The following is a 12,988-nucleotide window of genomic DNA, read 5'->3' as shown; positions in this document are numbered from 1 at the left end:
TCGGTCCACGGCTCGTTCAGCCGTTGGCGCGCGCCCGGAGGCTGATCACTCGGACACGGGCGGCGGCTGCGTGCAGCAGGCGCCCACCAACTGACTGGTGGCGCGGACATCGCGGGGGCAGCGGAGCTGGTCGTGCACACGGGGCAGCGCCGGCGCCGCCCCGTCAGGCACGGCGGTCGTGGGCAGAGTACGAGACAGCGTTGTCACAGGTACTCCTCGAATCCGAGGGCAGGGAGCGCACCGACGCGCGCGACGTACCTAGATTTTGTTTAGTCGTCAAACAATCAGGCGACGATCGTAAGGTAGAACTCCACTGGGAGCGTGGTCAATAGGTAGTACCCTTTCGGCGGCTGGTCCGGGCTACTCGGTCAGCCGAAAACCCCGCGTTGGAATTCGCGGCGGTAGCCCCCACGGACCTCGTCCACGTCATCGGCGCCAATTACCTGGTAGATCGCGACGTTCTCCCAGATCGCCGCGGGACGCGGCCGCCGACCGTTCAGCGCAGACCGATACTGCCGCTGGTGTTGCCGGCAGTAAGCCTGGCGCATGATCTGTCCGACTTATGCCCTTGACTTGCTTCTTCGAACCGGTTGTCATGGGTGCTCAAGAGACGTCGCGCGGTACGACATATCAGACACATGCGAGAAGCTTGCTCGCCGATGATGGCACCACGACGTAGTGGGAGTAGCGCATGACAACAGCGGTCGGCGCCGGTGGCGCAGCGAGCTTCCGCACCACCCGCCGACGGACCGCATCGTTCGCGTGTGCCGCCAGCCTCGTCGTCGCGGCGGTCACGGCATGCGGTGCTGGGGGGACCACTGGCGTCCAGCACGGGTTCCAGCCGGTGCCGCAGACCGGCGGCACGGTGACGGTGTGGGTGGATGCCACGCGCCTGGTCGCCGCCGAGATGTACCAGAAGGCACACCCTTCGGTGTCGATGAACATCGTCAGCTACGACGGTGACGCCAACGGTTCGAACTACCTGCAGACGAAGGTGAGCCTGTTCAACCGGACCCGCGAGGGCTGGCCGGACGTGGTCTTCAGTTCGCAGAACAACGAGGTCACCTGGGCGGTGGACGCGGGTTTCACCGCTCCGCTGAACAAGGGGCTGCTCCCCGAGTCCCTGCTTGCTGACTGGGCGCCCAACGCCAACGATCCGTGCCTGGTGGACGGGACGCTCTACTGCCTGCGCAACGACCTGTCCCAGACCGTGCTCTGGTACGACGCGTCGCTGATGCGGCAGTGGGGCTACCAGGTCCCCACGACCTGGGAGGACTACGAGGCGCTCGGGAAGAGGGTCGCCCAGGAGCACCCCGGCTACCTGGTCGGGTCCGCAGGCGACGTGTTCACCCCGGAGATCTACCTGTGGGCGAGCAAGTGCGGCGCCAACCAGATCACCGGCCCCAAGGCAGTCACGGTGCGGGCCACCGGGCCGAACTGCACCAGGATGGCGGCGCTGCTGGACACCCTGATCGAGAACCGCACCATGTCCACCAGCAGCGTGTTCAGCTCGGACTTCGACAAGAACCTGGCCGGAAAGATCCTCATGATGCCCGGTCCGGCGTGGTTCGGCGGCGCGTTGTTCCAGGACGCGTTCAAGGTGCCGGCTGGCCGGATCGCGGTCGCGCCGATGCCGCAGTGGTCGGGCGAGGAGGAACCCGCGGTCGGCAACGTCGGCGGTGGTACCTGGCTGCTGTCAGCGCACAGCACGAACCTGAAGGCCGCCACCGACTTCCTCACCTGGGTGACCACATCGGACGAGTACCAGGGCACCGAAGCGCCTGGCTATCCGGCGCACGCACCGGCGGCGACGACGTGGCTGGCGAAGCAGAACTCCTCCGGGTACTACGCGGGCGACATCGCGGCGCCCCTGCGGGCCGCGGCAGGCCAGGTGTGGCCGGAGTGGGGCTACGGCCAGTTCAGCCAGGAGGCGATCTGGGCGGCGACGGTCACCCCAGGGTTGACCGCGGGCAAGAGCATCGTGTCCCTGCTCCCGGCGTGGCAGGACGCGATCGTGAACCACGCGCGGGCCAACGGGTACGCGGTAACGCGGTGAGCCGGGTTGGCGGAGCGAACCACCAGCAGTGGGGAGGCGGTATGGCGAGTGGGCGGGTTCGCTGGCCCGGGCGGGCCGGTCACGGCTTCGTCACCCCGTACGTGGTGCTGCTGATCGCGTTCGGTGTGGTGCCCACCGGGTACGCGATCTACTTCGCCTTCACCGACGCCGGCGACACGTTCGTGGGGTTGTCGAACTTCCTCGCCGCAGCCAACGACTTCCGGTTCGTGACGGCCGTCGGGCACGTCGCGATCTACCTGATCTGCTGGCTGCCCTCCCTGGTGGTGCTCGTGGTCGCGCTCGCGCTGACGCTGCACCGCGTGACGGTCCGCTCGGCCAGCAGGGCGTTGCGCTTCCTGTACTACGTTCCCGGCGCACTGGCCGGAACCACCGGTGTCCTGGTCTGGCTGTTCATGCTCGACCCCGCGGTCAGCCCGGCCGCATTCCTGTTGCACGCGTTCGGTTTTGACACCTTCGGCCAGGTTGTCGCGCCCGAGCACCTGCCGATCCTGTTCACCGTCATCGCGTTCTGGACCGGCGCCGGCGGCTGGATGGTGGTGATGTACGGGGCACTGAACAACATCTCCCCGGATCTCATCGAGGCGGCCAAGATCGACGGAGCCGGCGCGTGGCGGACCGCGCGGCACGTCCAGATCCCCCTGCTGCGCAAGTGGATCGTCTACATGGTGATCCTCGCGTTCGCCGGCGGAACCCAGCTGTTCGTGGAGCCGCAACTGCTGTCGCAGGCCAGCGTCGGGGTGGCCGGCCGGGACTACTCGCTCAACCAGCTCTCCTACGACTTCGCCTTCCAGAACAACAACGTCAACACCGCCGCGGCCGTTTCGGTCGAGCTGCTGCTGGTCGGGCTCGTCGTCGCGGGTCTGTTCGTCGCCAGGTCGAGGTTCTTCGATGCCGACTGACACGCCGGCCGACGCCCGGCGGACCGCCCCGCGTCGGCACTCGGTCACCGCGCCGCGACCGGCGCCACCCCGGCGTGGCCACTGTGGACCATCGAGCGCGCTGTCCGCGGCGGTCCTCGTGCTTTTCGCGCTGTTCTTCACAGTTCCGGTGCTGTGGCTGGTGTTGGCGGCGACGAAGACCGACGAACAGCTCGTGCACGGCAACCCGCTGTCCTTCGGATCCTGGCAGGCCCTGCGCGCGAACTGGGCGGCGCTCAGCGGGTTCCAGGACGATGTCGTCCTGCTGTGGCTGCGCAACTCCGCGCTGTACTCCTGCCTCGCGTTGGTGATCACGCTGTGCGTGGCGATCCCCGCGGGATACGCGCTGGCGCTGACCGAGTTCCGCGGCAGGCGCACCCTGCTGGTCGTCACCCTCATCGTGATGATCATGCCCAACTCGACGCTGGTCGTACCGCTGTTCCTTGAGATCAACGCCGTCGGCCTGATCGGTTCGACGTGGTCGGTCGTCCTGCCGTTCTCGTTCTTCCCGTTCGGCGTCTACCTGGCCCACATCTTCTTCAGCACGGCGCTACCCAGGGAGCTGCTCGCCGCCGCGCGGCTGGATGGCTGCTCGGAGTTCGGCGTGTTCCGCCACGTCGCCCTGCCACTGGCCACCCCGGCGGTCGCGCTGGTCGGCTTCTTCAGCTTCGTGGGCAACTGGACCAACTACTTCCTTCCCTACGTCCTGCTACCCGAGAGCGACCAGTTACCGATCCAGGTCGGCCTCGGCACGCTGCTGGCGAACGTCCCGCAGTTCAACCCCACCGCCGGTGCGCTCGCGGTCGAGCGGCCGCAACTGGCGCTCGCCGCGTTGCTGGCGATCGCCCCGGTGCTCGTCATCTTCCTGTTCGCCCAACGATTTCTCGTCGCCGGCATGCTCGCCGGCGCCACCAAGGAGTAGCCGATCGTGCACCCCGTCATCACGGCCTCGGTGCCCCTGCTCGAACCACCGGCATGGGCGCTCGCCCAGCGCCAGCTGTTCGACCTGCTCGACCAGGCGTGGCGTCAGTTCGACCGCGACTTCACCGGCCTGGACGGGCGGCTGAACTACCACGGCCGGCTCACCTCCCGCGACGGCGTGGACGACTTCTACGAGGCCTTCTTCAACTGGCCCCAGCTCTACCTGCTCGGTGGCGCCGACGACCTGCTCGCCGCGGCCGAGCGGCACTGGGTGGGAGTCACCCGGCAGCTGACCGAACTCGGCATGCTGCACAACGAGTACGAGCGCGGCTACGACTGGTTCCACCAGAGCGAGAGCATGCTGCTGTTCTACTTCCTGTGCATGGCCGCGCCCGACAGGTGGGCCGAGCGGGCGCTGCGCTTCGCCAACCTCTACGTCGACCCGGGGCACGGCAACTACGACCCCGAGCACCGCATCATCCGCAACCCGCACAACGGCAGTGACCAACTGCGCGAAGGGCTGTTCGACGGCGACTCCTACCCCTGGCGGCCCGACGAGGCCCGGATGTACGGCTTCCCACTGGACTGGGTACCGCCGCCAGAGCCCGGCGAGCCCGACGCCAGGCTGGGTACGCAGATGCGCCACAGGATGGGCCGGGGAGACACCGCGGTCAACCTGGCGGCGGCCAGCCTCGTCCGCAACGCCCTGATGCTGTCCGGAGCCGCGCGCTACCAGGACTGGATCGCCGAGTACGTCGGTGCGTGGCGAGAACGGGCCGTCGCCAACAGGGGAATCCTCCCCGACAACGTCGCCCCGGACGGCACGGTCGGTGGGCTGCTGGAGGGCCGCTGGTACGGCGGTCACTACGGCTGGTCCTGGCCGCACGGCTGGTACGGCATCGGGCAGGCCGCCACGGGCGCGGCCCTGGCGGCCGTCGCCGCCACCGGTGACGAGTCCTTTCTGGACCTGGTGCGCGCCACGCTGGACGAGATCATCGCCTGCGGCAGGGTCATGGCCTTCACCGAGTCGGACTCCAGCCTCCGGTCCAGGTGGACCGCCCAGCTGGGCGAGGACGTGCGCACGCCCACCCTGCACGTGCCGTTCCGGTACGCCGACCGTGGCTGGTTCGACTACAACCCCGTGCTGATGTCGGTACCCATCGCGCTGTGGCACCACTCCGCCGCTTCCGCCGACCAGGCGCGCATCGAACGGGTGCGCTCGGCCAGCGGTCACGACTGGGGCGCCGTGCGCGCGTTCCGCGGCAAGGAGGAGGCGGGCCACGAGGAGCCCTGGTTCGCCTTCCTCGCCGGCGACAACCCCGACTACCCGGAGCAGATCCTGGCCGCCGCACAGGCCCAGGTGCGGCACCGGCTCGCGCGCATGGAGGTCCACCGCGGTCACGACGTCTCCGAAGCCGACATCCACCTGTGGCAACAGTCCAACCCCGTGGTCACCGAGGCACTGGTCCAGCTCACCTGGGGCGGCCCGCAGGTCATCTACAACGGCGGCCTGCAGCAGGCACGCGTGCGCTACCACGACGCACACGCCCGCCGGCCCGGGCTTCCGCCGGCGGTGGCCGCCCTGGTCTCCCGCATCGAACCCGAGGCGACCGTCGTCGACCTGGTCAACCTCGACCCACTGGGCGACCGGGCGGTGATCGTGCAGGCCGGCGCGTTCGCCGAGGACACCATCCGCACCGCGCGGTACACCAGGTGTGCCGACCCGTCCTGGATCGGGGATCTCTACGATTACGGGCATCGCGGGCCCGTGGTGACGGCCGCCTCGATCCACCCCGAGGGTCCCTGGCTTCGCGTGGAACTCCCCCGCTCCACCAGCATCCGCCTCACCCTCCGCCTCGACCTGCGCACCCGGCCGCCGTCCTACCGCACGCCTTTCGAAGGACGCCACCCCGAACACGGCACCCGTGAACCGCTCCAGTGGTGACCGGTGCGAGGGCAGCATCGGCTGTCGTTGGGACCTCGATGACGACACCGGGTGGTCAGGCTGTCCGGTACTTCTCGGGACTTGGCCAGCGAGCGGATCGAAGTCAACCACCAGAAGTGCTTCTTGAATGGGTTGGGGGCGGCGTGGCCAACGGATGAGCAACCCCAGCACCGTGCGGCACGAAAAGGTAGGGGTACTCCTGTTCTCCAGCAGCCCAATAGCGTTGGGAGGGAGGAACTAGCAGAAGAGCAGGTGACCAGGTGGACCAGATCCTCGACGCCATCCTGTCCAACGAGGCAGCCGCCACCGACTTCGCGGCTCTGCCGATACCGGAATCCTATCGAGCGGTAGTTCTTCTCGAAGGGGAGACGGACATGTTCGCCGGGATGGCGAGCAAGGAAAAGGACCCCCGCAAGGCGCTGCACCTGGCGAACGTCCCGACCCCCGAGGTCGGCCCCGGCGAAGCGCTGGTGGCCGTGATGGCCAGCGCCATCAACTACAACACCGTGTGGAGTTCGGTTTTCGAACCCCTACCGACCTTCGGATTCCTCAAGCGCTACAGCCGCACCTCAACCCTGGCCGCAAAACACGACCTGCCCTATCACGTGGTGGGCTCCGACCTCGCCGGAGTCGTGCTGCGCACCGGGCCCGGCGTTGACTTCTGGAAGCCGGGTCACCGCGTTGTCGCGCACTGTCTGGACGTACACCTGGAGCATCCCGACGGGCACAACGACACCCTGCTCGCCCCGCAACAATGGATCTGGGGCTACGAAACCAACTTCGGCGGCCTCGCCGAGCTGGCCCTGGTCAAAGCCAACCAACTGATGCCCATGCCCCAGCACCTCACCTGGGAGGAAGCCGCCTCCTCCGGCCTGGTCAACTCGACCGCCTACCGGCAACTGGTCTCGACCAACGGCGCCAACATGAAGCAGGGCGACGTCGTGCTGATCTGGGGTGCTTCCGGTGGTCTCGGCTCCTACGCCACCCAGCTGGTGCTGAACGGCGGAGCCACACCGGTGTGCGTGGTGTCCTCACCCGAGAAGGCCGCCCTCTGCCGGAAGATGGGCGCGGAACTCATCATCGACCGCAGCGCCGAGGGCTTTCGGTTCTGGAAGGACGAGCAGACGCAGGACCCGGCGGAGTGGAAGCGGTTCGGTGCCAGCATCCGCGAGCTGACCGGTGGTGAGGATCCCGATATCGTCTTCGAGCATCCAGGCAGGGACACGTTCGGCGCCAGTGTGTACGTCGCCCGCAAGGGCGGCAGCATCGTCACCTGCGCATCAACCAGCGGTTACCTGCACCAGTACGACAACCGCTACCTGTGGATGCACCTCAAGCGGATCATCGGCTCCCACTTCGCCAACTACCGAGAAGCCTGGGAGGCCAACCGACTGATCACCAAGGGAGCGATCCACCCCACACTGTCCAAAGTGTACTCCCTGGAGAACACCGGGCAGGCCACCTACGACGTACACCACAACCTGCACCACGGGAAGGTCGGCGTGCTGGCTCTGGCCCCAGCAGAAGGACTGGGCGTGCGCGACCACGCGATGCGCGCGATGTACCTCAACGAGATGAACCGCTTCCGGGAAGGGTGCGGACCGCGTGGCACCGAGGACCGCGGCGCAACCCACTCGCCCGCTCGATCAACCCCCCGCAGCCGGGCGACCACGTGATCTGCGAGCGCGACCTCCTCGGCGAACCAGCCCAGGCGACTCCGCCGCGGTCGGGGGCATCACGCGCTACAGCCGCCGGTACCACCACTCTCCCCCGGCGTCCAGGAGGCTCTCACCCCGGTCGGCTGGTTCGGAGGACTCGCGGTTGGTTTCCTCGGGCGCACGCGGCAACTCCCACCCCGGTGGTCAGGGAGACGCCGGGTAGTCCACAATCCGCGCGGTCTCCAGCACCTTGTCGACCAGTGCGGACTGCCGCAGCGTCGCCTCGGTCCACGAGGACGTGTCTGCGCCGTCCCGCACCGCGCGAACGAAGTAATCGACGATGTTGGCGAACTGGTCATCGACGGGCAGGGCCCGTTCCTCGCGGTAGTCCTGCCGTTCGATGCGGATCACCGGCTGGAGGCTCGCCGGAGTGGTGAACGCCCGGTCCAGAGTGAGCCGCCCGGTGCTGCCCGCCAGCTCGTAACCAGTTCGGTAGGAGTGGTCCATGCCGAACCGAAGCTGCGCGGGAATACCCTCGGCGTTGCAGAGCAGGACGTCACCGGAGATGATCACGTCACGCTGCCGTTCCCTGCGCAGCACCGCGCCCACAACCGTCAGATCGGGCCCGAGGTAGTGGTGTGCAGCCCGAATGGGGTACACCCCGAAGTCCAGCGCTCCGTCGCCGAGTACCGGCCGATACCGGATGTCGTCGCCCGGTTTTGGCGGGATGGTGAACGTGCTGGAGAATCCGCGAAGCTCACCGATCACATGACCGGCCAGCAGTTCGGCAACCACCCGGTGTTGTGAGTGGTGCAGGAACATGAAGTTCTCCATCAGCACCAACCCACGGCGCTCGGCCAGTCTCACCAGAGCCGCAGCCTCCCGGTGGCACCGGGTCAGCGGCTTCTCGGCGAGCACGTGCTTGCCCGCTTCGAGGGCGCGCGCGGCCCAGTCGGCGTGCAGGGCAGTGGGCAGCGGCAGGTAGACGGCGTCCACATCGGACCGATCGAGCAGCGTGGTGTAGTTCTCCGCATCGCAGCCGAACCGATCGGCGAACCTGGCGGCTTTCCGGTGATCCCGGCTGGCCACCGCGACCACCCGCACGCCGTCGGCCGCCACCAGTGTGGGAAGCATGCGGCGCCACGCGATGTCGGCGCAGCCGAGCACCCCGAAGCACAGGCACTTCGGTGGTGCGGCCACAGATTGCGTAGTCATCCGAGAATCACTCCCTGTCCGGACAAGCTCACGCGTCGACAGCAGAGCGCGCGTAGAACCGCAGGCATTCCTCATAGGTGGGCAGCAACCCAGCCCTGGCGGCTTCGGCGAGGGCCGGCGCCCTGCGGTCCTTGTCGGTCATGATCGGCGGCTCGGTCAGCCCCCACGGCAGGTCGAGGTCCGGGTCGAGCGCGTCTATCTCAATCATGGTGCCCGGCTGATACGGCTGCGAGCACAGGTAGTTCATGCAGACGTCGTCGCTCAACGCGAGGAAGGCGTGTCCAATCCCGTCCGCGACATAGACCGCGACGCCCGAGTTCGCGTCCTGGTAGGTGGTGTCAAAGCAGCCGAAGGTCGGCGAGCCCACACGGAGATCGACCACGATGTCCAGCACGGCGCCGCGGACACAGGTCACCAGTTTCTCCTGGCCGGGCGGGAGGGTCGTGCCGTGGATTCCCCTGAGAACGTTGCGGCGGGACACCGAGTAGTTCGCCTGAGCTATCCGGAACGGCCGGCCAATGCGTTCCGTCAGGTTCTCGGTGCGGAACGCCTCATAAAAACAACCCCGGTTGTCCACCCATTTCCTCGAAGTGATCCGATAAGCCCCCGGTATCACCGTCTGGGTGACCTCCATACCGCTGTCCCTCCATCGCAGGTGCTGTGCCGCGATCCGATCGTGCTCGCCTGTCGGGGAAGGTACCGAAATCGTTCCGACAGCGTCGACGCTAACCGGCCCTGTAGCGATGACCAACCCCTAGAAGGGCATTCCGAGGAAGCCAGGGGATTCAGGGCAGAACCCGCACACACGCGAGCGCAGTCAATCACGTGGAGCCGAAAGGCCGGACGTGCGCCGCAAGCCATTCCTCGATAGCCGCCGCGGTCACGGACACCTCGGCGCGGCCTTCCACCATGCTGTTGTGGTTTCCCGGAACATCGATCACCTCGTGCTCGGCGGGCCAGGACGTCCGCCACTCCGCCCCGGAGTGCTCACCGTCCGCCCATCCCGGAACCGGTTCCGACGCGCGCACGAGCAGGGTCGGGGTGCGAATCCCAGTTGGGCCCCAGTTCCTGAACAGGGAGAAGTAAGCGGCCATCGCGGTGAGCCGGGTGGTGGTCATCTGACCGAACTTGCGCTCGTTGTCGAGCACCCGTTCCTGCATCACGGGCAGCACGTACCGGACTTGCTCGCTAGTAGGCAGGTAGGTGTCCAACAGCACCACGGCTTGAACGGGTGTTCCCTGCCGTTCCAGGTGTTCCGCGATCGCGTACGCGATCATGCCGCCGGAGGAACGGCCCGCGAGAATCACCGGGGCGCCCTGAGTGCGTTCCTGAACCAGGGTTGCCAGATGGCCAACCAGCGCATCAATCGTCGCTGGCACGGGTTCGCCCGGCACAAACCCGGGATATGGTGCGAACCACACGTCTCGGATGCCGTGCGACTGTTCGGCGAACCGGACGTACTCCTGCGGGCTCGACCACACGGACATCGAAGCGAAGCAGATCATCGCCGCGCGCCTTGACCCGCTGCTCAACCTGACCAACTCGGCCACGTTGACATCGTCACCGGCGTTGAACGCGGGACGCAGCCGCGACGCCAGCTCCAGGATCTTGTTGCCGACTTCTGGCTGGCCCTGCGCGTTGGCTTGCCGGTAGACCTCCACGATGTCGCCGAGCGGTCCTGCTTCTCGCTCAGTCCTCGGCTTCCTGCTCTCATCCTGGGCTTGCCTCAGCTCCTCCGTCAGCAGCTGGGAGAGTGCCGACACCGTGGGGTAGTCGAAGATCGCGGTGGCCGAGAGCCGGAGACCTGTTTCCTCGTTGAGCCGGTTGCGCAGTTCCATGGAGGTCAGCGAGTCGAAGCCGAGTTCGCCGAACGCGCTGTCCGAACCGATCGCGTCCGGCCCCTGGTGCCCCAGAACGGCCGCGGTCGACGCCTTGACCAGCTCACGTAGCACCGCAAGGCGATCTGCCTCCGACAACTGGGCAATGCGCGTGCCGACGGTGGCCCGTGCTGCCCGGCGGGGCGCGGGCCTGGTTCTGGCCAGCCGCATTACCACGAGCACCGCCTCATCCGAGGTACCGAGCGCGGCGTCGAACAACGACAATCCCTGGTCGGCCGTGAACGGCACCGCGCCCGCCTGGTCGAACCGGCGCCGGGCGTTCGTGCTCAGTCCAGCGGCCATCCCGTCGGCTGTGTCCCAGGGGCCCCAGGCGATCGAGAGCGCCGGCAACCCGAGCGCCTGGCGATGCCGTGCCAGTCCGTCGAGGAATGTGTTCGCGGCGGCGTAGTTGGCTTGTCCGGGCGCGCCCAGTATTCCGGAGGCCGACGAGAACATCACGAACGCGGCCAGATCCATGTTGCTGGTCAGCTCGTGCAGGTGCCACGCCCCGTCCACCTTGGGCTGCAGCACCGCATCGACGCGCTCCGGCGTCATGGCGGGTAACACGCCGTCATCCAACACCCCGGCCAGGTGTATCACCGCGGTCAACGGGTGCTCGGCGGGGATGTCGGCCAGCATTCGTTCCACCGCTCGCCGATCAGCGACATCACACCGGACCGCGGCGACGTGCGCACCGAGGGCGGTCAGTTCACGTGTTTCGACGTCCCGTCTGCTGGCCAGCACCAGACGACGGACGCCGTGTGCGGAGACGAGATGACGGGCCACCAGTTGACCCAGTGCGCCCGCGGCACCGGTAAGCAGCACGGTGCCGCCGGAACCCAACGTGGTCGGGGACTCATCGGTAGACGCGACCAGTTCGGGAGCGTACGGCTCGCCGTTCCGTATCGCGATCTCCGTTTCGTTCGACGCCAACACGGCGGGCAGCACTCGATAGGACGCATCGTCGTCGTCGAGGTCCACCAGCACGAAACGGCCAGGGTTCTCTGACTGCGCCACCCGAACCAGTCCCCAAACCGCCGCACCGGGCAGGTCCACCACCGGTTCTCCGGCGACCGTCGTCGCACCGTGCGTCAGCAGGACGAGAGTGGAGTTGACCAGCCGGTCGTCGGCCAGCCACGCTTTGATGGAGGCGAGCGTGTAGTGGCTGGCCGCGTGGACGGTCTCGGCCAGCCCGCTGCCCGGGGCCACCGCGGACGAGAAGAGCACCAGTCTGGGCACGGGTGTGCCCGCGGCCAGCGATTCCGAGAGGGACGCCGGGTCCAGGTACGGTGAGCAGACCACGCCGAGCCCGGCAAGACGGTCCGCGACGTTTCGTCGGTCAATGCCCACCACGGCGAGCCCGGTAGCTGGCTCAGCTACCGTCACCGGCTCCCAGCTCACCCGGAACATTGACCCGGCCGCGCGTCGGACCACTGTAGACGATTGCGGGAGGGCCTGCCGCATTGTCAGAGATCCGACGGACATCACCGGCTGGCCGGCGGCGTCCCACAAGTCAGCGGTCACGCCACCGCGCTCTGTGGCCAGCCGGACTCGCACATGGGTCGCGCCGGTCGCGAAGAGTTGGACATCGGTGAAGGCGAACGGGAGCCCGCTCAGGTTCTCTCCGGGGAGGAAGTTCATCGGATGCAATGCGGCGTCCAGCAAGGCTGGGTGAACGCCGAACTGCTCACCGTCATCGCCTGGAAGGTCGATCTCGGCGAAGACCTCGTCGCCCTGGCGCCACACGCGCCGCAACCCTCGGAACGATGGGCCGTAAGCCAAGTCATTCCGCTTGAGTTGTTCGTAGAACTCGTTCAGGGCAACGGGAACAGCACCAGCGGGCGGCCAGTCCCCGGCCGTGGCCGGTGTTCGCGATCCGCTCATCAGGAGTGTGCCGACCGCGTGCTGGGTCCAGAGATTTTCGAGGTCTGGGGCTTCACTGCGGGAGTAGACGCTCATGCGACGACAGCCGCTCTTGTCGGGGTCGGTGACGGTGACCTGGATCGTGACGCACCGGTCGGATATCACCAACGGCTCGTGCAGGGTGAGTTCCTCGATCAGGTCGCACCCGGTGCGAGCTGCCACGTGCAACGCGAGTTCGACGAACCCCGTGGCGGGAAAAAGGACCATCCCGTGAACTTGGTGGTCGGCCAGCCAGCGGGGCGAATCCCGGGAGAGCTGCCCGGTCAACAGCAGACCACCAGAGTCAGGCAGGGAAAGCTCGGCGGTGAGCAATGGATGCCCGGTCACCCGCAGCCCCGCGGAGTTCGACGAAGCCGACCCGTGTGCACTTGGTCGAAGCCAGTAGTGGTGGTGTTGGAAGGGGTAGGTGGGTAGGTCGTCGACCCGGCTGCGACTGCGGCTGCGGCTGGTGGTGG

Annotated in this window: 8 protein-coding genes; 5 read left to right on the top strand and 3 right to left on the bottom strand. The window is 67.5% G+C overall.

Annotated features, from left to right (window positions below; genetic code table 11):
- The first annotated feature begins 877 nt into the window (after positions 1 to 877).
- The 5 genes from LX83_RS37065 to ccrA all read left to right on the top strand — a co-directional run bounded on the left by LX83_RS37065 (position 878) and on the right by ccrA (position 7,536).
- Positions 878 to 2,056 (top strand): ABC transporter substrate-binding protein, encoded by a 1,179-nt coding sequence (locus tag LX83_RS37065; RefSeq protein ID WP_253780761.1) that lies wholly within the window; start codon positions 878 to 880, stop codon positions 2,054 to 2,056.
- 41 nt (positions 2,057 to 2,097) lie between these two features.
- A complete protein-coding gene (locus LX83_RS37060) occupies positions 2,098 to 2,976 on the top strand; it encodes a carbohydrate ABC transporter permease (protein ID WP_253780758.1) in 879 nt (292 codons plus the stop codon).
- Complete coding sequence (locus LX83_RS37055; RefSeq protein ID WP_253780747.1) at positions 2,966 to 3,916, top strand: carbohydrate ABC transporter permease; 951 nt, start codon at positions 2,966 to 2,968, stop codon at positions 3,914 to 3,916. Before LX83_RS37060 ends, LX83_RS37055 begins: the two co-directional genes overlap by 11 nt.
- Positions 3,917 to 3,922: 6 nt before the next feature.
- Entirely contained in the window at positions 3,923 to 5,860 is a 1,938-nt protein-coding gene (locus LX83_RS37050) for a hypothetical protein (protein ID WP_253780744.1), read from the top strand.
- 260 nt (positions 5,861 to 6,120) lie between these two features.
- The gene (ccrA, locus tag LX83_RS37045) at positions 6,121 to 7,536 is read left to right on the top strand and encodes a crotonyl-CoA carboxylase/reductase (RefSeq protein ID WP_253780741.1); all 1,416 of its coding nucleotides are present in this window, start codon (positions 6,121 to 6,123) and stop codon (positions 7,534 to 7,536) included.
- Between the two features lie 186 nt (positions 7,537 to 7,722).
- On the opposite strand, the gene LX83_RS37040 is transcribed toward ccrA, so the two are convergent.
- From LX83_RS37040 to LX83_RS37030, 3 genes are all read right to left on the bottom strand, one after another.
- The gene (locus LX83_RS37040) at positions 7,723 to 8,733 is read right to left on the bottom strand and encodes a Gfo/Idh/MocA family protein (protein ID WP_301329565.1); all 1,011 of its coding nucleotides are present in this window, start codon (positions 8,731 to 8,733) and stop codon (positions 7,723 to 7,725) included.
- Between the two features lie 28 nt (positions 8,734 to 8,761).
- A complete protein-coding gene (locus tag LX83_RS37035) occupies positions 8,762 to 9,367 on the bottom strand; it encodes a dTDP-4-dehydrorhamnose 3,5-epimerase family protein (RefSeq protein ID WP_253780734.1) in 606 nt (201 codons plus the stop codon).
- 187 nt (positions 9,368 to 9,554) lie between these two features.
- The gene (locus tag LX83_RS37030) at positions 9,555 to 12,860 is read right to left on the bottom strand and encodes a type I polyketide synthase (RefSeq protein WP_253780731.1); all 3,306 of its coding nucleotides are present in this window, start codon (positions 12,858 to 12,860) and stop codon (positions 9,555 to 9,557) included.
- Positions 12,861 to 12,988 lie beyond the last annotated feature (128 nt).

The organism is Goodfellowiella coeruleoviolacea (assembly GCF_024171785.1).
GTDB classification, from domain to species: Bacteria; Actinomycetota; Actinomycetes; order Mycobacteriales; family Pseudonocardiaceae; genus Goodfellowiella; species Goodfellowiella coeruleoviolacea.
This window is presented reverse-complemented; position numbering and strand designations above follow the sequence as displayed.

What these genes read in the sequence shown, in the direction of transcription:
- LX83_RS37060 (WP_253780758.1), top strand. Translation starts at nt 2,098, where the DNA reads ATGGCGAGTGGGCGGGTTCGCTGGCCCGGGCGGGCCGGTCACGGCTTC.
- LX83_RS37055 (WP_253780747.1), top strand. Translation starts at nt 2,966, where the DNA reads ATGCCGACTGACACGCCGGCCGACGCCCGGCGGACCGCCCCGCGTCGG.
- LX83_RS37040 (WP_301329565.1), bottom strand. Translation starts at nt 8,733, where the DNA reads ATGACTACGCAATCTGTGGCCGCACCACCGAAGTGCCTGTGCTTCGGG.
- LX83_RS37035 (WP_253780734.1), bottom strand. Translation starts at nt 9,367, where the DNA reads ATGGAGGTCACCCAGACGGTGATACCGGGGGCTTATCGGATCACTTCG.